Origin of the sequence: Exobacillus caeni, from assembly GCF_005747095.1 — a bacterium.
Classification (GTDB): domain Bacteria; phylum Bacillota; class Bacilli; order Bacillales; family Guptibacillaceae; genus Exobacillus; species Exobacillus caeni.
Window position 1 is genome coordinate 484,598 of record NZ_SWLG01000001.1, and the last position, 26,305, is coordinate 510,902.

Annotated in this window: 23 protein-coding genes and 1 riboswitch; of the genes, 22 read left to right on the forward strand and 1 reads right to left on the reverse strand. The window is 40.8% G+C overall.

The annotated features are described in order from the left end of the window. The first annotated feature begins 79 nt into the window (after window positions 1–79). The 10 genes from FCL54_RS02400 to FCL54_RS02445 all read left to right on the forward strand — a co-directional run bounded on the left by FCL54_RS02400 (window position 80) and on the right by FCL54_RS02445 (window position 12,629). Complete coding sequence (locus FCL54_RS02400; protein WP_138122774.1) at window positions 80–1,291, forward strand: hypothetical protein; 1,212 nt, start codon at window positions 80–82, stop codon at window positions 1,289–1,291. Between the two features lie 170 nt (window positions 1,292–1,461). Continuing rightward, complete coding sequence (locus tag FCL54_RS02405) at window positions 1,462–2,406, forward strand: SDR family NAD(P)-dependent oxidoreductase (RefSeq protein ID WP_138122775.1); 945 nt, start codon at window positions 1,462–1,464, stop codon at window positions 2,404–2,406. Next, a complete protein-coding gene (locus FCL54_RS02410; protein ID WP_138122777.1) occupies window positions 2,382–3,335 on the forward strand; it encodes a lysylphosphatidylglycerol synthase transmembrane domain-containing protein in 954 nt (317 codons plus the stop codon). The genes FCL54_RS02405 and FCL54_RS02410 overlap by 25 nt, the downstream gene beginning before the upstream one ends. Next, window positions 3,332–4,804 carry an alkaline phosphatase family protein gene (locus tag FCL54_RS02415; RefSeq protein ID WP_138122779.1) on the forward strand — a complete coding sequence of 491 codons (1,473 nt, stop codon included), beginning with the start codon at window positions 3,332–3,334 and terminating at the stop codon, window positions 4,802–4,804. The genes FCL54_RS02410 and FCL54_RS02415 overlap by 4 nt, the downstream gene beginning before the upstream one ends. Continuing rightward, window positions 4,801–5,565 (forward strand): glycosyltransferase family 2 protein, encoded by a 765-nt coding sequence (locus FCL54_RS02420; protein WP_138122781.1) that lies wholly within the window; start codon window positions 4,801–4,803, stop codon window positions 5,563–5,565. Before FCL54_RS02415 ends, FCL54_RS02420 begins: the two co-directional genes overlap by 4 nt. 122 nt (window positions 5,566–5,687) lie before the next feature. Then, window positions 5,688–6,443: a hypothetical protein gene (locus tag FCL54_RS02425; protein WP_138122783.1), complete on the forward strand. Its 756-nt coding sequence runs from the start codon at window positions 5,688–5,690 to the stop codon at window positions 6,441–6,443. Between the two features lie 39 nt (window positions 6,444–6,482). Next, window positions 6,483–7,421 carry an FTR1 family iron permease gene (locus FCL54_RS02430; protein ID WP_138122785.1) on the forward strand — a complete coding sequence of 313 codons (939 nt, stop codon included), beginning with the start codon at window positions 6,483–6,485 and terminating at the stop codon, window positions 7,419–7,421. A gap of 133 nt (window positions 7,422–7,554) precedes the next feature. Then, entirely contained in the window at window positions 7,555–9,048 is a 1,494-nt protein-coding gene (locus tag FCL54_RS02435) for a hypothetical protein (RefSeq protein ID WP_138122787.1), read from the forward strand. Between the two features lie 154 nt (window positions 9,049–9,202). Beyond that, window positions 9,203–10,981 carry an excinuclease ABC subunit UvrC gene (gene uvrC, locus FCL54_RS02440; RefSeq protein ID WP_138122789.1) on the forward strand — a complete coding sequence of 593 codons (1,779 nt, stop codon included), beginning with the start codon at window positions 9,203–9,205 and terminating at the stop codon, window positions 10,979–10,981. Between the two features lie 86 nt (window positions 10,982–11,067). Beyond that, window positions 11,068–11,255, forward strand: a riboswitch (Lysine riboswitch). A gap of 138 nt (window positions 11,256–11,393) precedes the next feature. After that, complete coding sequence (locus tag FCL54_RS02445; RefSeq protein WP_138122791.1) at window positions 11,394–12,629, forward strand: aspartate kinase; 1,236 nt, start codon at window positions 11,394–11,396, stop codon at window positions 12,627–12,629. Window positions 12,630–12,678: 49 nt separating this feature from the next. Here the strand turns inward: FCL54_RS02445 and FCL54_RS02450 are convergent, their stop codons facing one another. Further along, window positions 12,679–13,149, reverse strand: a complete 471-nt coding sequence (locus FCL54_RS02450) for a YslB family protein (RefSeq protein ID WP_138122793.1) — start codon at window positions 13,147–13,149, stop codon at window positions 12,679–12,681. A 298-nt stretch (window positions 13,150–13,447) separates the two neighbouring features. Between FCL54_RS02450 and FCL54_RS02455 the strand changes: the two genes are divergently transcribed. From FCL54_RS02455 to FCL54_RS02510, 12 genes are all read left to right on the forward strand, one after another. Further along, window positions 13,448–14,056, forward strand: coding sequence for a succinate dehydrogenase cytochrome b558 subunit (locus tag FCL54_RS02455; RefSeq protein WP_138122795.1), 609 nt, complete (start codon window positions 13,448–13,450; stop codon window positions 14,054–14,056). Between the two features lie 35 nt (window positions 14,057–14,091). Then, window positions 14,092–15,843 (forward strand): succinate dehydrogenase flavoprotein subunit, encoded by a 1,752-nt coding sequence (gene sdhA / locus FCL54_RS02460; protein ID WP_138122797.1) that lies wholly within the window; start codon window positions 14,092–14,094, stop codon window positions 15,841–15,843. A gap of 11 nt (window positions 15,844–15,854) precedes the next feature. Further along, on the forward strand, window positions 15,855–16,613 hold the full coding sequence (gene sdhB, locus FCL54_RS02465; RefSeq protein WP_138122799.1) for a succinate dehydrogenase iron-sulfur subunit: 759 nt from the start codon (window positions 15,855–15,857) through the stop codon (window positions 16,611–16,613). A gap of 96 nt (window positions 16,614–16,709) precedes the next feature. Beyond that, window positions 16,710–17,195: an acyl-CoA thioesterase gene (locus FCL54_RS02470; RefSeq protein ID WP_138122801.1), complete on the forward strand. Its 486-nt coding sequence runs from the start codon at window positions 16,710–16,712 to the stop codon at window positions 17,193–17,195. Between the two features lie 201 nt (window positions 17,196–17,396). Then, complete coding sequence (locus FCL54_RS02475; RefSeq protein ID WP_369810531.1) at window positions 17,397–17,624, forward strand: helix-turn-helix domain-containing protein; 228 nt, start codon at window positions 17,397–17,399, stop codon at window positions 17,622–17,624. Window positions 17,625–17,898: 274 nt separating this feature from the next. Beyond that, window positions 17,899–18,738, forward strand: a complete 840-nt coding sequence (glcT, locus tag FCL54_RS02480) for a glucose PTS transporter transcription antiterminator GlcT (protein ID WP_138122803.1) — start codon at window positions 17,899–17,901, stop codon at window positions 18,736–18,738. A 162-nt stretch (window positions 18,739–18,900) separates the two neighbouring features. Then, window positions 18,901–20,862: a glucose-specific PTS transporter subunit IIBC gene (ptsG, locus tag FCL54_RS02485; protein ID WP_138122806.1), complete on the forward strand. Its 1,962-nt coding sequence runs from the start codon at window positions 18,901–18,903 to the stop codon at window positions 20,860–20,862. Window positions 20,863–20,885: 23 nt separating this feature from the next. Next, window positions 20,886–21,152, forward strand: coding sequence for a phosphocarrier protein HPr (locus FCL54_RS02490; protein ID WP_138122808.1), 267 nt, complete (start codon window positions 20,886–20,888; stop codon window positions 21,150–21,152). Continuing rightward, the gene (gene ptsP / locus FCL54_RS02495; protein WP_138122810.1) at window positions 21,152–22,870 is read left to right on the forward strand and encodes a phosphoenolpyruvate--protein phosphotransferase; all 1,719 of its coding nucleotides are present in this window, start codon (window positions 21,152–21,154) and stop codon (window positions 22,868–22,870) included. The genes FCL54_RS02490 and ptsP overlap by 1 nt, the downstream gene beginning before the upstream one ends. Window positions 22,871–23,162: 292 nt before the next feature. Further along, on the forward strand, window positions 23,163–23,552 hold the full coding sequence (locus FCL54_RS02500; RefSeq protein WP_138123239.1) for a MarR family winged helix-turn-helix transcriptional regulator: 390 nt from the start codon (window positions 23,163–23,165) through the stop codon (window positions 23,550–23,552). 64 nt (window positions 23,553–23,616) lie between these two features. Next, window positions 23,617–24,438 (forward strand): glutamate racemase, encoded by an 822-nt coding sequence (gene racE / locus FCL54_RS02505; RefSeq protein WP_138122812.1) that lies wholly within the window; start codon window positions 23,617–23,619, stop codon window positions 24,436–24,438. Between the two features lie 309 nt (window positions 24,439–24,747). Then, window positions 24,748–25,866, forward strand: coding sequence for a GerMN domain-containing protein (locus tag FCL54_RS02510; RefSeq protein ID WP_138122814.1), 1,119 nt, complete (start codon window positions 24,748–24,750; stop codon window positions 25,864–25,866). The last annotated feature ends 439 nt before the right edge of the window (window positions 25,867–26,305 follow it).

A 26,305-nucleotide genomic window follows, 5' to 3' on the forward strand; every position in this document is an offset into this window, starting at 1 on the left:
ATGAGAATCGTTCTCTCTATACTTGGTATTGGAATTGAAAATCATTATCAATACATAACAATTTAGGGGGATTTCAACAATGACATTGCGGACCAAAATCATGAGTATGTTTATCATTTCTAGCTTGCTTTTAGCTGCTTGCGGGCAGAACAATGCTTCTAATAATGCACCAGAAAATAACACTGGAAATTCTGAGCAAACAGAGAATGCAGATAATCAGAACACAGGAAATGAAGAAAACAGCGAGGAAGAGGAAGCAGAAGCAGAAGCAGAATTCGGTGAAGTCTACAAAGAAGCTGTAAGTGAGCTGGCTAAAGCTCAAGAAGATCAAGAAGTTGATTATGATAAAGTAATAGAACTCTATAATAATAATTTGCAATCTCTCGTACAAAAGCGTGACGGAGAATTTGAAGAAAACATCGACCAGCAGATTACAACAGCACTCCAGGCAGGAAAAGAAGGATCGATGGATGGAGCTGTAGTAAAGCAAATATTTGATAAGTTAATGCAAAAGGTTTTCTACAATACTATCAAACATGAGTTTACAGAGATCAGCGAAAACTGGGGCAATACAGAAGAAGTAACGGCTGAAGTTGAGGAAGCGAAAGAATATTATGCTATTCTAGAATCAACAGTAGAAAAAAGAGATGCAGCATATGGTACAACAATGGTTGACACGATTAACGGCGGGTTTAATGAAATCGAAAGTGCGATTGAAAATAACGATGAGATCGGTTTCCAGTTAGGGAAGCAAGTGGTTGATAAAACGTTGATGAAAACCTTCTATCTTGCAGCAGGAGCCCTTGAAAACGGATATGCTTCTAAGGCTGCAAAAGAAGCAAAGGAACATCCAGAAAAAGCTAAAGTAGAACAGGCAGAAGGCTGGGCGTTCTTCCAATCCCTTACAGGCTATCTTGGCAAACATGCTCCAGAGGAAACTGAACTGATTGAAAAGCAATTCAGCCTTGAATCAGATGTAGCAAAAATTGATCCAGAAGCAGTAAACAAAGCATTTATCCGCGGCTTTTCTAAGATTGCACTTCATGAATATGAAGAAAGTGAAGAAAACTGGGGAGAAGATAAAGCTGTCATCACTGCCCTTGAAGGAGCACTATTCGTAGATATCATTGCAGATGATATCAAACGTATGAAGGGTGAAGATGCTTATTCAACTCTCAATGACCAGACTGCAAGTTACCTTGAAGCAGTGAAAGCTGGTGAAAAAGAAAAAGCAGAAGAAACACTAAGCAAAATTGAAACAACATTAAATGAACTAGCTTCAGTTAAATAATAGAAAGATAAATAAAGAAGAACCCTGTCTGAAAACTGACAGGGTTTTTCTACAGATGAATTTTTCCGTAGTACCTCGCCATATTCCACAATTTAAATTAATGGTATGATTGGGACCTGGGAATTCTATAGAAAAAGGGAAAAGCTTCATCATATAATCGGGGTGTCAGAATGAAGGTATTGATTACAGGGGGGGCCGGTTTTATCGGAAGCCGCCTATCAAAAGAATTATTAAATGAAGGTCACGAAGTTTTTATAATCGATAATTTCCATCGTTATTATGAACGAAAGAGAAAGCTGTCTCAGCTAAATAACATAAAAGAAAGCGGCGAGTTCCTTCTCTTTGAGATCGATTTATTGGATAAAGCAAAGCTGGAGAAGGTGTTTCAGGAGACTCGTTTCGACGTTTTGTATCACCTCGCTGCATTGCCGGGTGTCTCTTATTCGATCGAGCAGCCAAACCTATACGTGGATTACGATGTTAAAGCCACGGTAAACGTACTGGAAATGGCCGGAAAATATGAGGTAGAACACGTTGTTTTTTCCTCTTCTTCTTCGGTTTACGGAAATCAGCAGGGGAAGCCGTTAAGCGAAGAAATGGCGAATGGCAAAGTTATCTCTCCGTATGCAGCTTCCAAATATGGGGCTGAGTCTTTTTGCCATGTCTATCAGCATTTATATAACTTTCGATTAACTATTCTCCGTTATTTTACTGTTTACGGCCCGTGGGGAAGGCCGGATATGGCTATCATGAAGTTTGCTAACCTCTTGTTAAGCGGAAAGCCGATTGAAGTTTACGGGTCAAACTCATTTAGAGATTATACGTTTATTGATGATATAGTAGCTGGAACGAAGGCTGTCTTACATACTACTTATCAAAGTGAAACAATAAATCTCGGAGCGGGACGCCCTGTCAGTATCGAAGACCTGCTGGCGATTTTTAAAACTCATTTTCCGGAAATGGAAGCAATCAGGAATGAGTGGAGAACAGGTGACGTAGAAATGACCTGGGCAGATTTAACGAGAGCGAAAGAGCTTCTCGGATATGTTCCTGAGATTACCATTGAAGAAGGAGTAGCCAGAACAGTAGAATGGGTAAAACGAAACAGACGATGATCAGGAAGACCGTAATTACAATTGTCCGACTCGTAATCGCAGCATTTTTTATTTTTATTACTTATTCTTTTTTTGATTTTTCTTTTATCAGTAAGCAGGCTATCCGTGTTTGGAATCAACCGTTTCTCATTTTTGTCATTACTATATTATACTTTTTTGCTTTTGTATTAAGAGCAAGGGCATGGCAGCTCTATTTAATGGGAGAAAAAATTCCTTTTAAACATTTTATGATTGCTATTTTGTACAGTTTGTTTCTAAACCACATTTTGCCTGTAAAAGCGGGAGATATTGCAAGGACTGGATATCTTTCTTTGAAAGGCGGGATCAGCTGGGGAAAGTCACTGGAGTCTGTAGTAGCCCTCCGCTTAGTTGATCTACTGATACTAGCTTTTCTAACAGCGGTCGGCGCAGCTGCTTTTAGCATTTCGATCTCGTATTCTTTCTTTATTATTCTTATGGTAGCAGGTATGCTTGGATTGCTGGGACTGAGTATTGCCATTCCTGCTCTTAAAAAAAAGCTGGTCGAGACGATACGCCACGCAGGACTGATTTTATATTCACTACGAGGAATAAAACTTCTTATTCTTGTATTTGCCAGCTGGATCTTAGAAGCGTTTGTATTGTTTAATATTACTTTTTCACTTTCGCTTCCTCTGACGTTTATCGAGAGCGTTTGGGTAAACAGTTTTACAATAGCCGGTCAGGTCTTTCACTTTGCTCCGGGCGGAATTGGAACTTATGAAAGCTTTATGAGTTTTTCCCTGGCACTAATGGGGCTTGATGCAAAGCAGGCTTATACCGTGTCACTGTTAACACACGGATATAAATTTTTATTTTCTTTCGGCTGCGGGCTCTTTCTTGCCGTTTTTGCACCGATATCGATTCGTTCACTTATGGATTGGAAAAGAAGAAAGGAGCGTTTTAAATGAAACAAGCTTCATCCTTTGAAAAGTTTGCTGCAAGATGCTGGAATCTATTAAACGAGGGAAAGCCGTTCACTCCCATCTTTGTAGCAGGGACTATGATGCTTTTTCATATAAATGATTGGGGAGTATCTTCTTATTGGATTTCTATTTTGATGAGTCTTTTAATCGTACTGCCATTATTTGTTCTTTATTATTACTTTGACTATCCCTTATTTTTACGGAACTATTTATGGGTTCCGTTTGTTGCTTATTTAATTTTATATTCGGAAGTTAACCCTGGGCTTTTATTTCTAAGTCTTGGTCTGTACTTCTTCTTTACTGTATTTTTCTGGGGAACCCTTTATTATCATTTGAGAATTGGTACTTCCTGGCTTAATTTCACCCGTTTCTGGAAATTGGTTTTAAAGAACAGCGATTCAACAAGCGGAAACGCGCAGGAACAAATGCCGAAATTCTTGCTCATCCTTTCTTTGTGGGAGTTTCTCTATCAAGTGACGTTAACTGGTAACTTAGCTACTCTTGACTGGGGCAAGCTTTCGTTGTTTTATTTGGGCATCCTTCTGTTTAGTTATATTTTGCATCGAAACTTGTTCGACTGGAAACCAGCTGAAAAAGCAACTTTCACTTCCAATGTTCCAGAGAACAAGTCTGCCCTCAATGAACGGGTCATCATGATTGTAGTAGATGGCATGAGGAAAGAACGTTTTCAGGAGGCAAATACACCGTTTCTTGATTCACTGCGCAAAAACGGAACGGAGTACTCCCAGATGGAGACTGTTTATCCCGCAAGAACGGTAGTGTGCTTTTCTTCGATGATGACCGGAACCTATCCGAAGGAGCACGGCATCAAGTCCAATATGGTCTGGAGCCTTGGCGTTAAGGTAGAAACAGTCTTTGATTCACTTCGAAAAATAGGGAAAAAGGGCAGGCTGTTGGGAATCGCACATCTGGTGGATGCGATGGGAGATGACGTTGATACAGTAACAGCGGTTATGGATAATGACGAAGCAGATCGAAATATCATGAATCGGGCAAAGGAAATCATGAAAGAACATGATCCGGATTTCTTTAAAGTGCAACTGATCAGCACTGACCAAACCGGGCATAGCCGCGGGGTTTTGTATGACGAATATATCCAGAAGATCGAAGAGGCGGATATGCTTATCAAGGATTTTGTGAGCTGGTTAGAACAGAATGATTATATGAAAAATACAACCCTGATGGTATGCGCGGATCATGGACAGGCGGATGGTATCGGAGGACATGGCCACCTTGATGAAGGAGAGCGCTTTGTGCCGTTCTTTATGAATGGCCCTTCCATCCATAGGGGAAAGGTAATAGAAGAAAGGCATAGCTTAACATCCGTTGCACCAACTGTCTGTTATTTGCTAGGAGCACCGTACCCCGATCACAGCAGAGGAGATGTTTTAACGGATGCACTGCAAATGCAGAGAAAGGAAGACGCTTCATGAGAAAGCAAAAAGTAATCGTGTTTTTGCCCGCCCATAATGAAGAAGATTCGATAGGAAAGGTTATCAAAAAGATTCCGCGAGATTTTCATCCGTCGGTTAAGGTTGAAATTCTTGTGATTAATGATGGATCTACAGACCAAACGATCAGCGTTGCAAAAAAAGCAGGGGCCGATTTTATTTATTCTTTTCAAGAGAACCAGGGTCTTGGAGCTGCTGTCCGCCAGGGGTTAAAACGTTCTGCAGAACTGGGAGCAGACATTTCGGTGATGCTGGATGCCGACAATGAATACCCTGCATGGCAGCTTCCGGAATTACTTGAGCCAATCTTAAAAGGGGAAGCAGACTATGTAATGGGATCCAGGTTTCTCGGGACAATAAAAGGAATGCGATTGCATCGCCGCCTTGGAAACTACGTTTTCACGATGCTCCAATCCATCCTTTTAAGACAATGGATCTATGATGGCCAATCTGGAATGAGGGCTTTTTCAAAGCAAGCGATGCACCATGCAGAAATCATCCATGATTATAACTATGCCCAGGTAGTAACGTTAAATCTGGTAAGAAAAGGTTTCCGTGTAAAAGAAATACCTATTGAGTACCAGGTTAGAACAAAAGGGCAATCCTATATAAAGTTTAAAGCGTATCTTACTTCCGTGTTACCGGCAATTTGGAAAGAGATGAAGCGTCCGGTACGTAAGGTTGCTATCGAGAAAAAAGCCCATGTCATAGATCAAGAAGAAGGGTTAGTGAAGTCTTCATAGTGGAAAGGTTTAAAAGTATTGCCAAACAAGCAAACTAAAAAGATGAACAATTATTGAATTGTTCATCTTTTATTGACATTGGGTTTGATAATCATTATCATTATCAATGAGGAGGAAATTTGATGAAACAATTCGTTCTAGTCTTTATAATCCTATTAATCAGTGCTGCAAGTTTTCAACCTTCTGCTTACGCTTATTCGTATGGAGACCCCTCGGAAGAGAAGGTCGCTGAAGCGTATAAAGAAATGGTCGTGAAATTAAACGACTCTCCTCCTGACTTTGAAGAAGCAGATAAAATTTTTGGAACCGTCAAAGAAGAAATCGAAATGCACATGGGTTCTGATGCGGTACAATCCGTACAGAGTGAACTTTCTGAAGAGGATAAGCAGGGCGTAATTGAAAATATGCAAAAAGTACTTGTATTAAACATTTCACGCCGCCTTGAAAACGTGTCAAACAACTTCGAGGATTATGATACGAGCAAAAAGTTGCTAGCAAAAGCAAACGCTACATATAGGGCACTTTCGCCAATCGTTGAAGAACAAGATTCAAACCTCGATGGCGAAATAAAAGAAGCCTTTGAATCATCCCTGGAAGCGCTCGGAAATCCCGGGCTATTCGGAGTAGGTGAGCAGAAACCCGACAAGGAAAAGTTCGAAACGAATAAGGAGTTTATTCTCAGTTCGCTTCAAGAACAGTTCCAGATGAAATCATTAGAGGTCGGGCATTTTTCAGAAAGTGCTTCCGAAGGTGAGAATGCAGGACAGACGGAAGATTGGACAGATTTATCCCAGTATAAAAACTGGATTCCTATTTTAGTACTCATTGTGGCAATAGCAGGTGTCCTGGTGTATGTGATGAAAAAACGGAAAAAATAACTTTTCAACTAGAATGACCCGGAGAAAGGGGAATGGCGCATGCAGTTACAAGCTTTGCTGATTATGTTCCGAGAAGTGCTTGAAGCGCTGCTAATCGTGGGCATTATCACTACTTACCTTAAAAGAACACAAAATTCTAAATATACGAAGTATGTTTGGCTCGGTTCCGGTCTTGCGGTTCTAGCAAGTGTCGGTGTAGCGATGCTGTTCCAGGTTGTGTTCACCGGCTTTGCGGCAATGGGATCGGAAATATACTTGAAGATCTCGATCATCCTGATTTCATCTGTTTTGTTAACGCAGATGGTGTTCTGGATGGCAAAGCACAGTAAAAACTTAAAAGGCGAGATGGAAGGGAAAATGGATCATTACATCTCCAGCGGGAATGTAGTTGGTATGGTGATTCATTCATTCCTGGTTGTATTGCGTGAAGGAGTCGAAACTGTTTTCTTCTTTGCAGCGATCACAGGCGGAAACATCCAAAAGGGATTTGAAGGCTGGGGAGCGATATCTGGTATCCTTCTTGGAGCTGCTTTAGCATATGTGTTCTTTAAAGGAACGATGCGCGTTCCTCTTAAAACCTTCTTTAAAGTAACAGGAGCATTCATTGTCCTTATCGCAGCAGGCTTGCTGGTTCAGGGAATCTCAATGATGCAGGATATCAAACTTATCGGCAGCGTGATGCCTCATGTTTACGATATCACATGGTTCTTGCCTGAACATCCGATTGATTATGCCCATTATTTGAGGGACAACGGTGTAGCGCCGATTCTTTCCGGGGATATTGGAATTTTCCTCAAAGCATTGTTTGGATATTCCTCGATGCCATCAATTGAAGAAGTGATTGCTTATGTAGGTTATTTTGTTGTTATTTATCTAGTTGTTAACGTAAATAACGAACCTGCAGCAGTGAAAAAAGTGAAAAAGAACAATCAGCAGCATGTGACTGTTCTTGCTCAACAATCGAACAAAGCTAACTAATTTGAAAGTGAATATATATATAATACAAGGCGGTTTCTATATGAATCGTCTTGTATTTTTATATTATAGTAGTTGCTCTCCAAAAAATTAGTAACGTTAGAGCGGCAAATTTTATTGTAAGCGGGGAAAAATGATGAAGTTACAAATTCAGGTCACACGTGGAAAATGGAAGACCGCCGGCATTTGCTTGCTTCTCTTTTATATTGTTTTATTGAATATCTGGCGTTTTGAGCACATAAGTCCCTTCGTGCGCACATGGGACCAGGTTGATTTCTCTCTTGCCTTGAGCAGGTTCGACCTTTTTGCAATGCAGCCGCATTTTCCAGGGTATCCATATTTCGTGCTCGGGGGAATGCTTATCGGCAACTGGATTGATAACCCGGCAAGAGCACTCTCCGCATTCAATGTGATTTTAATCTTCAGCTCTGTTTTTCCCACTTACTTTTTGTTTCGGTCGCGGTTAACCGTACTGGCAAGCTTACTCGGTACGGCAGCAGTACAGTCATTGGCATACATATCCTTGAACGCAACAGAACCGATGAGCGAAGCGGCAGCAGTTGCAATGCTGTGGTGGTTCTTTTGGACAATTCACCTGGCTTTAAAGAAGAAAAGCCTGTTTTATACCATACTACCGCTGTTTGCTTATAGCCTTGTACTTGGAATCCGGCTTTCTTATCTTTTGTTTGGAGCAGCGATTGTTCTGTTATGGATTGTAAAGCGCAAACAATTTTCTTCCTGGAATGCTTATTTCTATTTTATTGGATGGCAGACCGCCCTCGCTGTTTTCTTTCAGTTGATCTGGGTGGCAGCGCTAGTTGCGTCGGAGGGAGGAATCGCTTCTTTTTTAAATCTGGCATTTGGTTTTTCACAGGGGCATTTCGAAGACTGGGGAGGTGCTGTCACAGCAACCTCACTGCCGTTCTGGAACCGTGTCTGGCAACTTGTGACGATGAATTGGCTGTGGGCAGGACTTTCGGCGAGCTTTGCTTTTTCTGCGGTTGTTCTTGCTGTTCTTATAGTTTTTGCATTTAAAGAACTTCTTGGTGGCAAACGCCGTCTAACGATCCTGGAAATAGTGTTATCACTTACCCTCGGATGTTATTTTTTGTGGGTTCTGTTTGCACAAAATATTGAAAAACCGAGGCATATTTTACCGCTAACAGGTCCGTTCCTCTTTCTGGTACTTTATTTTCTTTTTGCTTCCAAAAAAAGGTACCTGGTGAAAATTTTAATCGTTATATGCTTTATTGGAGGACAATCTTACCAGGGATATACCTTAATAGAAGAAAAGATGGAAACCACTCCAACTGTTTATCAGCTAGCTGATTATCTGAAGAATCAAGGGTCCCGGCCATTCGTAGTATACACCTGGGAGGAAACCAGGATATTGGAGTATCTTGAAGTTCCGTTCAGGCACAAACAGATATTCACTTATGATTATTTTAAAGAAGATATCTCCCACTATAAGGGTTATACGATCTACTTAACTGACCATGTAGTGAACGGGTTTGCTGATCAGGGAATAGATATCCATGGTAAAGTAAAGAAAATTGCTGAGTTTGACAGCAATCCTTTGTTCGATCCCGTATACCATAAAATAACGGTATACAAATTTACAGGGGAATGAGCTTGTCATCCCATTCTAGTGCAAAAGTGTGTTATGATGATGTACTGCTGATATAAAACTAGCAGTGAGTCATAGTGATAGTAATAGTTCGTTATGAAATTTAAATAACATTCTTATCGTGTTTCATAGTGCCATTTTAAAAGGGTGAATGGATATGGAAGAACATATTAAAAATAAATTAGCTGTATTACCGGACCAGCCTGGCTGTTACCTTATGAAAGACAGGCAAGGAACAATAATTTATGTAGGAAAAGCAAAGGTCCTGAAGAATCGGGTCCGCTCCTACTTTACCGGATCACATGACGGGAAAACACAGCGTCTCGTCAGTGAGATAAAAGACTTTGAATATATTGTAACTTCATCGGATCTTGAAGCGCTTATTTTGGAACTGAACTTGATTAAAAAGCACTCACCAAAATATAATGTCATGCTAAAAGACGATAAAAGCTATCCATATATTAAAATAACGTCTGAGGAGCAGCCACGGCTTATTATCACTAGAAAAGTAAAAAAAGATAAAGGGAAATATTTTGGCCCTTATCCGAATGCTTATGCTGCAAGCAATACTAAAAAGCTCCTCGACCGTTTATATCCGCTCAGGAAGTGCAAAACAATTCCCGACCGTGTTTGCCTTTACTATCATATTGGTCAATGTTTAGCTCCCTGTGTGAATGATGTAGGACCAGAGGAAAATAAAGAGATGGTCGATGAAATCGTAAAGTTTTTAAATGGCGGCCATCAGGAAGTAAAAAAAGAGCTGCAAGAAAAAATGGCGCAGGCCTCAGAACAGCTTGATTTTGAGCGAGCCAAAGAATATCGGGACCAGATTCAGCATATTGAACAGGTGATGGAAGCACAAAAAATTCAAACGAACGATTTGACAGACCGTGATATTTTTGGTTATGCGATCGATAAAGGCTGGATGTGTGTACAAGTGTTTTTTATAAGACAGGGAAAGCTGATCGAGCGGGATGTTTCTTTGTTTCCATTTTACGGAGATCCTGAAGAGGACTTTTCAACCTTTATAGGTCAATTTTATTTAGATAAAAACCATCCAAAGCCAAAAGAAGTACTTCTTCCAAAAGAAGTGAACGCGGAAGTAATCGAACAACTGCTAAACGTTTCTGTCCATCAGCCCCAACGCGGAAAAAAGAAAGAGTTAGTGGAACTCACAAAGAAAAATGCTTCGATCGCATTAAAAGAAAAATTTGATTTGATCGAGCGTGATGAAAAAAGAACGGTTAAAGCAGTTGAGAACCTTGGAGAACAACTTGGGATACCAGCTCCGCTTCGAATTGAAGCATTTGATAATTCAAACATCCAGGGAACAAACCCGGTTTCAGCGATGGTTTCGTTTATCGACGGAAGACCGGATAAAAGCGGCTACCGTAAATATAAAATTAAAAGCGTAAAAGGGCCAGATGACTATGCTTCCATGAAAGAAGTGGTACGCAGACGTTATACAAGGCTGCTAAAAGAAGAAGGTCCGCTTCCCGACCTCATTATCATCGATGGAGGAAGAGGGCAGATTTCTGCTGCACAGGATGTGTTAGAAAACGAACTTGGCCTTGGGATACCGGTTTGTTCCCTGACGAAAGATGAAAAGCACAAAACATCCCACCTGTTGATCGGCGATCCACCGATAGAGGTACATCTTGCGAGAAACAGCCAGGAATTTTACCTGTTACAGCGGATACAAGATGAAGTCCACCGGTTTGCTATTAGTTTTCACAGGCAGATCAGAGGGAAGTCAATGTTAAAGTCCAGCCTTGACGATATACCTGGTGTTGGCGAGAAAAGAAAGAAAACAATTCTAAAGCATTTTGGTTCATTAAAGAAATTAAAGGAAGCTTCCGTAGAAGAAGTGAGAGATGCTGGAGTTCCGTATAGTGTGGCCGAAGCGATCATAAGCCGGTTAAATGAAAATAACTAATATTTTTTCGCATTAACGTATTGCAAGGGCATCGATTCTTCGTTATAATGGTAAAAAATTTTATATTCCACACTTCGAAAATCAGAAGTGATGGTAGAGGCGCAAAAACCATCAGTAAAGCTTTTGAAGAGAATAAGCTCTACAGACAAAGCTTGAAAGGGGAATTTGCCGAAGCGTAAAGGCGCTTATTAGCCTGAAGCTGGACCTGCATTGAATAAGTGCAGGGCTGTCATGCATTTCCATCCCGGGATATGTATGGAGAACTATCTCACAGGGGATTTAATAAAGTTGCCGTAAACAACAGTGAGGTATTTCTTGCTGTTGTTTTTTTATTCAGGCTTTTCGATGAAAACAAACTTGAAAGAGATGGTTCAAGGTAAAAAAAAAGACAAAGTAGAAAGGGATTGAGAGTGTGGGAGTTATCGTTCAGAAATTTGGAGGGACATCGGTTGGCGATGCGGAAAAAATCTTAAATGTAGCAAACCGGGTTATTGCTGCGGTTGAAAACGGCAATCAAGTAGTGGTCGTTGTGTCAGCGATGGGGAAAACAACAGACAGCCTCGTTAATCTAGCTAACAGCGTTTCCGGGAAACCTGATCCAAGAGAAATGGATGTGCTGCTTACAACAGGAGAGCAAATCACCATCTCCCTTCTATCGATGGCGCTTCAACAAAAAGGCTATGGAGCGGTATCGTTAACAGGATGGCAGGCAGGCATCCAAACGGAAAGAGTCTTTGGAAATGCACGAATAACCGATATCGATCCTGAAAAAATACAATCGTATTTAAACGAGGGGAAGATCGCTGTAGTTGCCGGATTCCAGGGGATCACTGAATGCGGGCAAATTTCAACTCTTGGAAGAGGCGGGTCTGATACTACTGCCGTTGCACTGGCAGCATCCCTTAACGCAGAAAAGTGCGAGATTCATACCGATGTTGATGGTGTATATACTACCGATCCTAGATTTATAGAATCAGCGAGAAAGCTTTCTTCTATTTCTTATGATGAAATGTTGGAAATGGCTAATTTAGGAGCGGGTGTTCTTCATCCAAGAGCAGTCGAGTTTGCAAAAAATTATAATGTTACTCTGGAAGTCCGGTCCAGTTTCAGTTTAGACACAGGAACATTAGTTGAGGAGGAAGTATCAATGGAAAAGAATTTAATTGTGCGGGGGCTTGCTTTTGAAAGCAATGTTACAAAATTGACTGTTTCAGGGCTCCCTAACGAATTAACTACGTTATCAACTTTGTTCACAACACTTGCTTCTAACGGAGTGAATGTTGACATTATTATACAGAGTACAAACCAGCAAAACACTACGGATATTTCGTTCTCCGTTGAAACTTCCTCATTGGATAAAACATTGGCTGTTTTAAATGAAAACCAGAGTGTGCTTCAGTTTGAGAATTTATACCATGAAAGCGGCCTTGCAAAGGTTTCGATCATCGGCTCAGGAATGATTTCTAATCCAGGAGTTGCAGCTCAGATGTTTCAGGTGATGGCAGAAAACGGGGTAACTGTTAAAATGGTCAGTACGTCTGAAATAAAAGTTTCAACTGTAGTAGAAGAAGAAAACATGATAAAGGCGATCGAAGCATTGCATCAGGCTTTCGAATTGGATCAAAGGGTTCCTGTTCACGGGGCATAAGACTAAAAAACAGGCGGTCATCTCGACCTCCTGTTTTTTACATAACTAGTTATTCTGCTGCTTCAGAATCTAATTCATCTTTTTTGTCCCATTTTACAAACAGCTGAAGCTTGTTGTTTTTAAATCCTTTTTCCGATTCGTAGGATTCCGTTATACAGTTTTTCATTTCTTGAATTTGTTGGGCTAAGAAACCTGCCTCCAATTGGTAGGTGGCTGGAACCTTTTCACGGTTTCTTCTGATAATAAGTTCCGATGACAGGGAAAATGTTAGTTCATTCTTTTTTTCCTGTTCAAGTCTAAGTTCGCCCCAGCCTGCCTGTTGGAAAAAAGAAACAACTTCATCTATTGAGCTGAGCGGGAAATCTCTGGCAAGCCTTCTTCCGGCCCAGTATAAAATTTGTGATTGTTCATTGCCTAACAGCTCTGGAATCAAAACCTGGCGAACCAGTTCAAATCCAAATGCCGAGACGTCGATTTCTTTGCTGTAAGATAGATCTTTATAAGTGCGCTTTTTTTTCATAACTTCCTCCTCTGCCAACATCTATTATAGCTTGTAAGCGAGTTTTCCTCCATAGGGGAAAGGATATTTTTCATGCAAACAATGGAGGTTTGCAAGCAAAATACAACCGTTGAAAACTTTAATAAATTAAAATGGAAATGTACGCGTTTTCTTGACGCTCCTTTATCACAGGAGTACAATGGATATGTCATTATCGACAGAATAATATCATTTCCGCAAGTGGAAAAGCATTGCAAGACAGGGAGTATTGTAGAATAGTTAAATGGGAGTATGAACATTAAAAGGGGGACACAAAAACATGGCTGCCAGTCGAGACTTTGTAAGTCGAAAGTTTCATTCTTTACTTGGAGTTATTCCACTAGGACTCTACCTAGCGCAACATTTAACAGTAAACCATTTTGCTACTAAAGGCCCTCAGGCCTTTAATGATGCGGCACATTTTATGGAAACATTACCATTTCGTTATGCTTTGGAAATACTAGTCATTTTCCTCCCATTGCTTTTTCACGCTATTTACGGAGTTTATATTGCTTTTCAGGCAAAAAACAATGTAAGTAGATATGGATATTTTCGTAACTGGATGTTTTACCTGCAGCGGATCTCTGGAATTATTGTATTGATTTTCGTAACATGGCATGTATGGCAAACACGTGTACAGGCCGCTTTCGGAGCCGAAGTGAACTACCAGATGATGGCTGATATCCTGGAAAATCCATTCATGATGATTTTCTATATTGTGGGAGTAGTATCTGCTGTATTCCACTTAGCTAACGGTCTTTGGTCATTCTTTGTAAGCTGGGGAATTACAGAGACACCTCGTTCTCAAAGATTTATGACATATGCTACAATGGCAGTCTTTGTTGCACTTTCCGTTGTTGGCATTCGAGCACTATTTGCATTTGTGTAAAACCAACGAGCTTGCTATAAGGGGGAACCGTTCTTATGAGTAAAGGTAATATAATCGTAGTCGGCGGAGGACTGGCAGGATTAATGGCTACCATTAAAGCTGCTGAAGCCGGCGTTCATGTAGATTTATTTTCAGTAGTTCCCGTTAAGCGTTCCCACTCTGTTTGTGCACAGGGAGGAATTAACGGCGCAGTAAATACAAAAGGTGAAGGTGACTCTCCATGGGAGCACTTTGACGATACAGTATATGGCGGAGACTTCCTGGCTAACCAACCGCCGGTTAAAGCGATGTGTGAAGCGGCGCCTGGGATCATCCATCTGATGGACCGTATGGGAGTTATGTTTAACCGTACTCCTGAAGGATTGCTTGACTTCCGACGCTTTGGCGGAACACAGCATCACCGTACCGCGTTCGCGGGTGCCACCACAGGTCAGCAGTTGCTATATGCTTTAGATGAGCAGGTTCGACGCCATGAAGTTGCAGGTCTTGTTACAAAGTATGAGTCCTGGGAGTTCTTATCTGCGGTGTTGGATGAAGAAGAAGTTTGCCGCGGAATTGTAGCGCAGGACTTGAACTCTTCTGAAATCAAAAGTTTCCGTGCAGACGCGGTAATCATGGCTTCTGGTGGTCCTGGTATCATCTTTGGCAAGAGTACAAACTCTGTGATCAATACAGGTTCAGCAGCTGCTATTCTTTATCAGCAGGGAGCTTATTATGCAAACGGTGAGTTCATCCAGATTCACCCGACTGCTATTCCTGGAGATGACAAGCTGCGCTTGATGAGTGAATCGGCTCGTGGAGAAGGCGGCCGTGTCTGGACATATAAAGACGGTAAGCCTTGGTACTTCCTTGAAGAAAAATATCCGGCATACGGAAACCTTGTGCCGCGTGATATTGCAACACGTGAAATTTTCGATGTGTGCGTAAATCAGAAGCTCGGAATCAATGGTGAGAACATGGTTTATTTAGACCTTTCCCACAAAGATCCGAAAGAACTTGATGTAAAACTTGGAGGAATCATTGAAATTTACGAGAAGTTCATGGGTGACGATCCTCGTAAAGTACCGATGAAAATCTTCCCTGCTGTTCACTACTCGATGGGTGGACTATGGGTTGACTTCAATCAGCAAACAAGTATCAAAGGACTATTTGCTGCCGGGGAATGTGATTATTCCCAGCACGGAGCTAACCGTTTAGGCGCTAACTCACTGTTATCAGCTATTTATGGCGGTATGATTGCAGGTCCTAATGCAGTTGAATATATCAATGGGCTTGAGAAGGCAAGTGAAGATCTTCCTGCCTCCATCTTTGACAGTTATCAAGCAAAAGAACAGGAGAAGCTGGATAATATCCTGAAGATGGACGGCGAAGAAAACGCATATGTTCTCCACAAAGAGCTGGGAGAATGGATGACAGATAATGTTACTGTTGTGCGTTACAATGATAAGCTTAAGGAAACAGATGAAAAAATCCAGGAGCTTATGGAACGTTATCAAAATATCAATATCAACGATACTTCAAAATGGAGCAACCAGGGTGCATCATTTACACGCCAGCTTTGGAACATGCTTCAATTAGCTCGTGTTGTAACACTTGGAGCGCTAAACAGAAATGAAAGCCGTGGTGCCCATTATAAACCTGATTTTCCTGACCGTAACGATGAAGAATGGCTAAAGACAACAAAAGCTTCATTCAATGCAGAGAAGAACGGCCCGGATTTCACTTATGAAGATGTAGATATTTCCTTGATCCCACCTCGTAAACGTGACTACTCAAAATCAAAATAGGGGGCTAAATGATGAGTGAAAACCGTAAAGTAAAATTTGTCATTACCAGACAGGATAATCCTGATTCTGGAAGTTATACAGAAGAATTTGAGTTAACTTACCGCCCGAACATGAATGTCATTTCTGCCTTGATGGAGATCAGGCGTAATCCTGTAAATACTAAAGGGGAAAAGACTACACCTGTTATCTGGGAAATGAACTGTTTGGAAGAAGTATGTGGTGCTTGTTCGATGGTTATCAACGGAAAACCAAGACAGGCTTGTACAGCTCTTGTAGATCAGTTGGAACAGCCTGTCCGCCTTGAACCGATGAAAACTTTCCCGGTGATTCGTGACCTGTCAGTAGACCGAAGCCGTATGTTTGATGCGATGAAACGTGTGAAAGCATGGATTCCGATCGATGGAACGTACGACCTTGGACCCGGTCCGCGTATGCCGGAGAACAGACGTCAATGGGCGTACGAGCTTTCCAAGTGTATGACTTGCGGTGTATGCCTTGAGTCTTGTCCTAACGTAAATGAACAGTCTGATTTCATTGGACCTTTTGCCATTTCGCTCGTTCGTTTGTTTAACGCTCATCCAACGGGAGAAATGAATAAAGAAGAACGTTTGAACGCACTGATGGACGACGGAGGAATCACTTCCTGCGGTAACTCCCAGAACTGTGTTCAATCATGTCCAAAAGGAATTCCTTTGACAACATCTATCGCTGCAATGAATAGAGCAACTTCTTTACAGTCTTTCAAAAACTTTTTCGGCAGTGACAGATAATAAAGTGGCCTCTTCAGAAATGGAGGGGCCTTTTATTATGTACCTGGATGGTGAATTTCAGCATGTCAATACAACTCACAGAAGGAAGATGCAAAGATGGCCAAGTATGCTTACATTGATGAACTAGAAGAATGGGCAAAGTCCTTTCAGTCTAAAAATAGCATTAGGGTAAAAGTAAGGTTTTCAGAAACAGATACGTTTGGGCACCTTAATAATACAAACACATTCGTGTATTTTGAAGAAGCCCGTATTCATTTGTTTCAAAATTTAGGTTTTATGCAAAAATGGAGCTTGCCTGATTCTGACACGATCCCGGTTGTAGCAGATCAACAATGTGATTATTTAAAACAGGTCTATTTTGATCAAAGGTTAAATGTGTATGCTAAAATACATCGAATCGGAAGAACCTCCATTGACATTCAGTATATGGCAATGGATGAAAAGGAATCGATCTGTTTTGTAGGGAAAAGCCGTATCGTAATGGTTTCTAAGGAGACAGGGCGGCCTATTCCCTGGTCGGCTGATATGATAGAAAAGATGAAGATGATGGACGAAATACCGACAGTATTTCTCAGGAAATGAGAAAGTTCCACCTTTTAGGGGAAGAAAATGCACATTTATCAGCAGCCATTTTCCTGTGATCCCTTTATAATGGGAAAGATTCTTTTTCAAGAAGTATTCCACCATCCTTGCAGTCACAGAAGAGCGTTAGAGTTCATATATTAAGATGACTAAATAATCTTTTAGTTGAAGCAGCTCTTTAGCCCTAGCAAGGAGGGTGGAATGTTGAAAGGGAATCACTATCGACCGAAGCCTTTACTAACCAAAAGAGAAAGAGAAGTTTTTGAACTCCTCGTTCAAGACAAAACCACACGAGAGATAGCTGAAGAGTTGTTTATCAGCGAAAAAACAGTTAGAAACCATATTTCTAACACCATGCAGAAGCTTGGAGTCAAGGGGCGGTCCCAGGCTGTAGTAGAATTGCTGCGGTTAGGGGAATTGGAAATTTAATCCAATGAGGCTGGCTCAAAGGCACAGTGTCAGGCACCTCCAATACTTTATTTAGATAAACTAATGTTCATCTGGATATAGGTCTAAACGGAGAGAGCCAGACACTTATGAGTCAGCCCCATTGTTTTCTATACGGCTAATTTTCTGCCTGCGGCTTTCACCCTTTTTAACTAGACTGGAAATGTTAGTACATATTGGACGATAGTTTCTAATTGACTATACTTAAGCAATTTAATATTATAAAAGCATTATTGGTTTTTGAGGAGTTTGGAAGATGAAAACTTCGTTTGAAATAAAAAAAGCGTTAAATAACAATGTCGTAATCGCCAGGACACAAGAGAATAATGAAGTTGTTTTGACTGGAAAGGGAATAGGCTTTGGTAAACAGACAGGGGATTATATTCAACAGGGAAATGTGGATAAATTCTTTATGCTTGTCGATAAAAATGAGCAGGAGCAATATAAACAGCTAGTTGGAGAAATCGACGAATCATTTATTGCTGTGATGAATGATGTTATATCTTTAATAGAAGAGCGTTTGAACGCCAAAATGGATGAGCATATTCATATCGGACTTACAGACCACCTTCATTTTGCATTAAAACGCATCAAGCAGGGGCTTGATTTAAAGAATCCTTTCCTGGTGGAAACCCAAACCATGTATCCGACAGAGTACACTGTTGCAGAACAAGTAATTCAACTGATTTCGCAAAAACTATCCGTTTTAGTCCCCGAAGGAGAAATAGGCTTTGTCGCCTTGCATATTCACAGTGCTATATCGCACAAGAGCATTTCGGAAATCAATAAGTTTTCCCAATTGATCAGTAAGTTAATATCTCTAATTGAGGACGAGCTATCTGTTACAATCGATCGTAAAAGCATTGATTATTTACGGCTGGTAAGGCATTTACGCAATGCGATTGAAAGAGGGGTCAATGAGGAACAAGTAGAGGCTCATGAAAAATTAGCAAAAGTATTGAAAGAGGAATATCCTTTATGCTACAATCTTTCATGGAAACTGGTTAAGATCATGCAGCAAACGTTAAAGAAGCAATTTGCTGATACTGAAACCGTTTACTTAACAATGCATTTGCAACGTCTTGCGGCAAAATAATTAAATAACACAACCTGCGTGTTACTGATTCGATCAGGCATGAGTGGATGAAATAGTGTAATCGATTTATTTTTGGGGATACTATACCCAAATTGAGCCGGTTCACCTTATCTACTTATGCCTTTTTTGTGTTTCCAGAAAATATACAGGGGGGAATTATGAATGTTTAAGAAGGCTTTTGGTTTATTGCAGCGTATTGGTCGCGCACTTATGCTGCCTGTTTCTGTCCTTCCCGCTGCTGGGCTTCTTCTTGGGCTCGGCCATGAAAATGTGTTTGACATTCCTTTAATGGCACAAGCGGGCGGAGTAATTTTTGATAACCTTCCTTTGCTGTTTGCGATCGGTGTTGCAATTGGACTCGCAGATGGTGATGGGGTAGCAGGTATTGCTGCTGTTATCGGTTTCCTTGTCATGAATACAACACTTGGTATCATGGCTGGCTACTTTAATGTAGAAACAATTGAGATGCTTGGCATTGAAACGATTCAGATGGGTGTCTTTGGCGGGATCATCATGGGTATTGTAGCCGCATACTTATTTAAGAAATTCTTTGATATCCAGCTTCCGCAGTTTCTCGGATTCTTTGCCGGAAAGAGGTTTGTACCGATTATTACTGCGGCAACTGCAGTATTGCTTGGAATCTTATTTATCTTTGTATGGCCGCCGATCCAATCAGGGATCGATTACTTATCTTATCTGGCCGTAGAAGCCAATTCTACAATCGCCGCATTTATTTTCGGTTTTGGACAGCGTGCTTTGATTCCATTCGGGCTCCATCATATTTTCTATCAGCCTTTCTGGTTTGAATTTGGACAATATGTAAATGACGCAGGCGAAGTAGTAAAAGGCGATATGAACCGATATTTTGCCGGCGATCCGACTGCTGGTACATTTATGGCCGGGCTGTTTCCTTTCATGTTGTTCGGCTTGCCTGCAGCTGCGCTGGCGATTTATCATGAAGCCAAGCCAGAGAAAAGAAAATATGTAGGCGGTATCATGGCGTCTGCAGCACTTACATCCTTTTTAACGGGTATAACAGAACCGATTGAATTTGCGTTTTTATTCGTTGCTCCAATTCTTTTCTTGCTGCACTGTATTTTTGCCGGCCTTTCATTTGTGGTTATGGATCTGTTAAATGTCAAGGCAGGATTTACATTCTCAGGCGGGTTCATCGATTATGTGCTTTATTATAACCTTTCTACAAACGCCTGGATGATCATTCCGGTCGGACTTGTTTTTGCATTGATCTATTACTTCGGTTTCCGTTTTGCGATTCGAAAATGGAATTTGAAAACACCTGGCCGAGAAGATGAGGATTCTCAAGAAGATGATGACGTCACAGTAAGTGGACAGGGTGATACTGGAGTGGCATTCGGTACGCTTGAAGCACTTGGTGGGCAGGAAAACATAACTAATCTTGATGCATGTATCACAAGGCTAAGAGTATCGGTTAAAGATAAGGATCAAGTAGATAAAAATAGATTGAAAAAACTTGGCGCTTCTGGTGTTATGGAAGTAGGGAATAATATTCAAGCGATTTTCGGAACACAATCCGATGCTTTGAAGAACCAGATCAAGGATATTATTGCAGGAAAAACCCCTGAACCTTTAGACGAAGAAAAAGAAGAATCACGTCCTTCAGAAGATTGTGATGCTCCAGTAGATGCGGAGGATAATATAGTCTCTCCTGTAAAAGGAAAGCTGCTTCCGATTACTGAAGTTCCTGATGAAGTTTTCTCTGGGAAAATGATGGGAGACGGATTTGCTGTTGAACCAGCAGATGGATTGGTTATCTCGCCGGTTGATGGTAAAATAGTTAATGTATTCCCTACCAAGCATGCGATCGGACTTGAGTCTGAGAACGGAAGAGAAATTTTAATCCATTTTGGAATCGACACCGTAAATATGAAAGGCGAAGGATTTGAAATATTTGTTGAACAGGGGGACGAGGTTAAACAGGGCCAAAAGTTAATGCAAGTTGACCTTGATCTTGTAAAAGAAAAAGCAACATCTACTATTACGCCGATTATATTTACGAATTTAAAGGATGGCGAACGAGTTATCCTTAACAAACAGGGGAATTCTTCAAGAGAAGAGCAAAACATTATTACTATAAAAAAATAAATAAAACGAAAGAGGGATTTAAAATGGCAGAAAAAACTTTTAACGTAACAAGTGAGTCAGGAATCCATGCACGTCCAGCAACAACACTAGTGAATAAAGCAGGACAATACAGCTCTGATATTACTCTTGAATATAAAGGGAAGTCAGTAAACTTAAAATCGATCATGGGTGTAATGAGTCTTGGAATTCAAACTGGTTCAGAGGTTACAATTAAAGCGGAAGGCTCTGACGCAGACGAAGCTATCGCCGGTCTTTCAGAAGTAATGGAAAAAGAAGGACTTGGAGAATAATGACTGCAAGAATAGAAGGAATCGGGGCATCAGCAGGGATTGCGATTGCCAGAGCGTTTATTTTGGAAAACCCATCCCTGGATGTTTCAGTTAAAAAAATAGATGATGCGGATGCAGAAATCAGCCGCTTTAATGAAGCAGTGGACAAAGCAAAAGTTGAACTAGAAGCCATTAAAGAAAAGGCTAATGAACAACTTGGAGAAGATAAAGCAGCAATATTTGCTGCTCATCTTCTCGTTTTATCTGACCCAGAGCTTTTGGATAATGTGAAAGGCAAAATTAAAGATGACCAGTTAAATGCTGAAAGTGCAATGAGCGAAGTATCCAATATGTTCATCTCTATGTTCGAAAGCATGGACAATGAGTATATGAAGGAAAGAGCCGCAGATATTCGAGACGTCTCAAAAAGAGTGCTTGCACACCTGCTAGGAGTACAATTCACAACTCCTGCTTCAATTACGGAAAAAGTAGTCATTATCGCTGAAGACCTTACTCCTTCTGATACTGCACAATTAAATCGTGAGTATGTGCAAGGGTTTGCAACTGATATTGGAGGACGAACATCCCATTCAGCGATCATGGCAAGATCGATGGAAATTCCTGCAGTTGTAGGAACAAAAGATGTTACGAAACAGGTTGAAAATGGACAACTTGTTATTGTTGATGGGATTGAAGGAAAAGTAATTGTTGATCCTGATGAGGAAGTAATGAACGAATACAAGACAAAGCAGGAAAACTACGAAAAACAAAAGAAAGAGTGGGCGAAGCTCGTCAATGAGCCTACTGTTACTTCTGACGAACAGCATATTGAGCTTGCGGCAAATATTGGAACGCCCGAAGATGTTAAGGGAGTCCTCGAGAATGGGGCAGAAGGCATCGGCCTTTACCGTACAGAGTTCCTTTACATGGGAAGAACAGAACTGCCATCAGAAGAAGAGCAATTCAAAGCTTACAGGACAGTTCTTGAAAAGATGGAAGAAAAGCCGGTCGTTATTCGAACACTGGATATTGGAGGGGACAAAGAGCTCCCATACCTTGATCTTCCTAAAGAGCTAAATCCATTTTTAGGTTTCCGTGCGATTCGCCTATGTCTTGATAAGACTGATATTTTCAAAACACAGCTTCGTGCATTGCTTCGGGCAAGTGTTTATGGAAACTTGAAGGTAATGTTTCCGATGATCGCTACTCTTGATGAATTCAGGCAGGCAAAGCAATTCCTTTTAGAAGTTAAAGAGGAACTTAAATCGGAAGGCAATGAAGTGTCTGACGAAATCGAAGTCGGCATGATGGTTGAAATCCCATCCACTGCGGTGATGGCTGACCAGTTTGCAAAAGAAGTCGACTTTTTCAGTATCGGTACGAACGATTTGATTCAATATACCATGGCTGCAGACCGTATGAATGAAAAGGTATCTTATTTATACCAGCCATATAATCCCGCCATTCTTAGACTTGTTAAAATGGTGATCGATGCAGCTCATAAAGAAAACAAGTGGGCTGGAATGTGCGGTGAAATGGCTGGAGATGCAACCGCTATTCCTATTCTTTTAGGTCTTGGCCTCGATGAATTCAGTATGAGCGCAACATCTGTTTTACCAGCAAGAAGCCAGCTTAGCAAACTATCCAAAGAAGATGCGGCTTCAAGGGCAAAAGAGATTTTAGAACTTTCAACGAATACAGAAGTAGTTGAGTATGTGAATAAGCATTTTAATGCCTAACATACGGAAAGCCTGGCAATGAGTGGCCAGGCTTTTTGTTATTGGGGTTAGTGCGATTGTTTTATATTTCATAGGGACCCTCAAGCCAGGTTAGCTTTAGAAAGCTTTGTTGCTGTTATTTTTCTGGCAGCATTAAATTTGTGTTAATCTTTCAAACGGGTTGCAATTCCAGTCGATTACTTGCAAAATAAAAGGTAATATTATTGTGAAGAACGTTTAGGAGGGCATTGTGTTGAATAAAGAATTAACAGAGCAGGATATATCTGTAGCTGATATTGAAAAATCTCTTCGAATGATCGCTGGCATCATCAAACAAAATGGCCGTGAGATTCTTGGCGGCTTTTCTATTACCCCACCCCAATTTTTGGCCCTGCAGTGGCTTTCTGATAAAGGCGATTTAACAATAGGCGAACTATCTTCAAAAATGTATCTGGCGTGCAGTACGACGACTGACCTTGTTGATAGAATGGAAAAGAATGAACTGGTTAAAAGAGTAAAAGATCCTCATGATCGAAGAGTGGTAAGAATTCACATTCTCGAGAAGGGAACACATATAATAGAAAAGGTAATTAAAAAAAGGCAGCAGTACTTAGAAGATATTATGCAAAATTTTTCGTTTGAAGAAGTGAAAAATATTGAGACCAGCTTACAGCTTCTGTATTCCCAGATGAAGCATGATTAAGCAGCACGATAATGGATTGTAAGCTTAATCAATAAGGAAGTACAACTAGAAAAGCAGAGAGGCGATTAGATTGAATAAACCTATAGGTGTTATTGATTCCGGTGTCGGTGGCCTGACAGTTGCAAAGGAAATTATCAGGCAGCTGCCAAAAGAAGAGATTGTTTATCTGGGTGATACTGCAAGATGTCCGTACGGTCCCAGGACGGCAGAAGAGGTTCGGGCATTTACATGGGAAATGACAGAGTACTTGATGGATAAACATCAGATAAAAATGCTTGTCATAGCATGCAACACTGCGACAGCCGTAGTTCTTGATGAAATTCAAGAAAAGCTTGAAATTCCAGTTATCGGTGTTATTCATCCTGGAGCTAGAAGCGCCATTAAGGTTACCCAGAACAAAAGTGTTGGTGTCATAGGCACGACCGGAACAATAACAAGCGGAGCATATGAAAAAGCATTAAAAAACATCGATAATGATGTGAATGTTGATAGCCTGGCATGTCCCCCTTTTGTTCCTCTAGTTGAGAGCGGACAATTGTCAGGGAAAAATACAATAAAGGTTGTACAGGAAACGTTGGAGCCGTTAGTAAATTCAGAGATCGATACTTTGATCTTAGGATGTACACATTATCCTCTCATACAACCGGTCATCCAGGCTGTTATCGGGGATGAAATTTCCGTTATTTGTTCAGGAGATGAAACTGCCCTTGAAGTCAGTACTATTTTAGAATATAGCGAGCTTTTATACACAGGGAACAGAAAACCAGTCCACTGCTTTTTGACCACCGGGTCGAAAACAGTGTTCAATGACATTGCAAACCATTGGTTTGAAGCAGAAATCACAAATGTACATGAAATTAAACTCGGGAAGACCCCACAGGCATAGTTTAAATAACGTACCAGTTTCCTAAAACCATTCAATGCAAAGAAACGAAAAACAGCAAAAAACACATGGAGCTCCATTAAGCTTCATGTGTTTTTTTTTGCTGTTTTTATTCGTATCGTTTGTTTTTTCTCCAGTTTGCCAACTACTTTAAACGCTTCCTTTGATCATTTTTACGGATGAAAACCATTTGGCCAAATAATATTCCTATCCTACCCGATCATGAAAAAATAAATAACTTTTCAGGTTAAGGTCTAAAAGTTTAACAAGCTCGTATACATGATAGTACAAACCATCTGAGGAGGGAAAAGAATGCATCGTTTTAGAAAACATGGGATCTTGCTGGTCTTGCTGGCTATTCTATTAACCATAACCGGGTGTGGCTTTGGTCTCGATAAGACACTGAAAGAAATTGATCCCCCAAAAGTAGATTATGTGGATGATGAAAAAGCACTGGATACAGATGCTTCCGGTTCTGAAAAAAGCGCCACCGAAGAACCTTCTGATGGATCTTCTGTAGACAAGGCTGATGAATCTTCTGCAGCCCCGGGAGAGGAAGGTGCGGCGGAAACAACTGGACGTCAATTATACTTACTTGATAAGAACGGAATGGTCGTTCCACAGATGTTGCAGCTTCCTGCAACGAAAGAAGTTGCTAAACAAGCTCTTGAATATTTAGTAAAGGACGGCCCTGTCACAGAATTGCTGCCTAACGGCTTTCAGGCAGTGATCCCTGCCGATACAAAGGTTTCAGTTAACAAAGTGGATGATACAATAGTTGCAGACTTCTCAAAGGAGTTTGAAAACTACCAGGCTGATCAAGAACAGGCTATTCTTGAAGCCATCACATGGACATTGACGCAGTTTGATGGCGTGAAAAATGTAAAGCTTCGAATTAACGGACATGATTTAACAGAAATGCCAGTCAACGGAACGCCTATCGGAGATGGAGTAAGCAGGGCTGATGGCATTAATGTCCAGATGGGGAATATCGTTGATGTGACAAACAGTACCGGTGTAACATTATACTTCCTGGCTCAAAGTGATGACCAAACCTATTATGTTCCGGTAACCAAACGCGTTGAGGGAGCAAAAGATAACGTAGCAGCTACAATAAAAGGATTGATCGAAGGGCCGGCATTAGAAACAGGATTGTTTACCGAGTTTTCAAGAGATGTAAAAGTGTTGAACAAAACACTTGATGAAGGGCTTCTAACACTTGATTTTAATGAAGCGATACTTGGCGGCGAAAAACAGCAGGCAATTTCAGATGAAGCATTGAACTCACTTGTTTTATCATTAACAGAGCAGAACAGCATTAAAGAAGTAGCGATTACAGTAGACGGAAAAGCCGGTATCCTGAATGAAAAAGGAGAGCCATTATCAGAACCGGTAACACGTCCTGTAAAGGTCAACGCGGTAGGTTTTTAATTCGGAATGTGATACGATAGGGAGGCAGGCGTAAGCCTCCTCTTTTTATTTGGCTCTTTTCTAAAAGCATGTTGTTTCTGGAATTTTGTTAAAAGAAACTTCTTTAGAAAATGCCTGGAAGCCTAAAATTCCATGTTGAATTATAGGGCTTTAAATCCTCTATTTGTGTAAAAACTGGACTATAATTTTAAAAACACAACCTTTTGTCATAAATAACGGAATGGATGGCCACAAATAATATTCCCCGATACATTGAATCGGAGAGGTGCACCGCCCGATTGTGGAAAGTGGCGCAACATGGAGCGGCACTCAACCACTCCTACTTAAATAGCAAGAATGTTAATGAAAAAAAGCAAAGAATAAAGTGTACAAAAATTTCCGTTTTTCCTTTGATTCGCTCTGGGAAAACATACATATACATAAGCTATGGCTAACTGTA

What these genes read in the sequence shown, in the direction of transcription:
- FCL54_RS02400 (WP_138122774.1), top strand. Translation starts at nt 80, where the DNA reads ATGACATTGCGGACCAAAATCATGAGTATGTTTATCATTTCTAGCTTG.
- FCL54_RS02405 (WP_138122775.1), top strand. Translation starts at nt 1,462, where the DNA reads ATGAAGGTATTGATTACAGGGGGGGCCGGTTTTATCGGAAGCCGCCTA.
- FCL54_RS02410 (WP_138122777.1), top strand. Translation starts at nt 2,382, where the DNA reads ATGGGTAAAACGAAACAGACGATGATCAGGAAGACCGTAATTACAATT.
- FCL54_RS02415 (WP_138122779.1), top strand. Translation starts at nt 3,332, where the DNA reads ATGAAACAAGCTTCATCCTTTGAAAAGTTTGCTGCAAGATGCTGGAAT.
- FCL54_RS02420 (WP_138122781.1), top strand. Translation starts at nt 4,801, where the DNA reads ATGAGAAAGCAAAAAGTAATCGTGTTTTTGCCCGCCCATAATGAAGAA.
- FCL54_RS02425 (WP_138122783.1), top strand. Translation starts at nt 5,688, where the DNA reads ATGAAACAATTCGTTCTAGTCTTTATAATCCTATTAATCAGTGCTGCA.
- FCL54_RS02430 (WP_138122785.1), top strand. Translation starts at nt 6,483, where the DNA reads ATGCAGTTACAAGCTTTGCTGATTATGTTCCGAGAAGTGCTTGAAGCG.
- FCL54_RS02435 (WP_138122787.1), top strand. Translation starts at nt 7,555, where the DNA reads ATGAAGTTACAAATTCAGGTCACACGTGGAAAATGGAAGACCGCCGGC.
- uvrC (WP_138122789.1), top strand. Translation starts at nt 9,203, where the DNA reads ATGGAAGAACATATTAAAAATAAATTAGCTGTATTACCGGACCAGCCT.
- FCL54_RS02450 (WP_138122793.1), bottom strand. Translation starts at nt 13,149, where the DNA reads ATGAAAAAAAAGCGCACTTATAAAGATCTATCTTACAGCAAAGAAATC.
- FCL54_RS02455 (WP_138122795.1), top strand. Translation starts at nt 13,448, where the DNA reads ATGGCTGCCAGTCGAGACTTTGTAAGTCGAAAGTTTCATTCTTTACTT.
- sdhA (WP_138122797.1), top strand. Translation starts at nt 14,092, where the DNA reads ATGAGTAAAGGTAATATAATCGTAGTCGGCGGAGGACTGGCAGGATTA.
- sdhB (WP_138122799.1), top strand. Translation starts at nt 15,855, where the DNA reads ATGAGTGAAAACCGTAAAGTAAAATTTGTCATTACCAGACAGGATAAT.
- FCL54_RS02470 (WP_138122801.1), top strand. Translation starts at nt 16,710, where the DNA reads ATGGCCAAGTATGCTTACATTGATGAACTAGAAGAATGGGCAAAGTCC.
- FCL54_RS02475 (WP_369810531.1), top strand. Translation starts at nt 17,397, where the DNA reads ATGTTGAAAGGGAATCACTATCGACCGAAGCCTTTACTAACCAAAAGA.
- glcT (WP_138122803.1), top strand. Translation starts at nt 17,899, where the DNA reads ATGAAAACTTCGTTTGAAATAAAAAAAGCGTTAAATAACAATGTCGTA.
- ptsG (WP_138122806.1), top strand. Translation starts at nt 18,901, where the DNA reads ATGTTTAAGAAGGCTTTTGGTTTATTGCAGCGTATTGGTCGCGCACTT.
- FCL54_RS02490 (WP_138122808.1), top strand. Translation starts at nt 20,886, where the DNA reads ATGGCAGAAAAAACTTTTAACGTAACAAGTGAGTCAGGAATCCATGCA.
- ptsP (WP_138122810.1), top strand. Translation starts at nt 21,152, where the DNA reads ATGACTGCAAGAATAGAAGGAATCGGGGCATCAGCAGGGATTGCGATT.
- FCL54_RS02500 (WP_138123239.1), top strand. Translation starts at nt 23,163, where the DNA reads ATGATCGCTGGCATCATCAAACAAAATGGCCGTGAGATTCTTGGCGGC.
- FCL54_RS02510 (WP_138122814.1), top strand. Translation starts at nt 24,748, where the DNA reads ATGCATCGTTTTAGAAAACATGGGATCTTGCTGGTCTTGCTGGCTATT.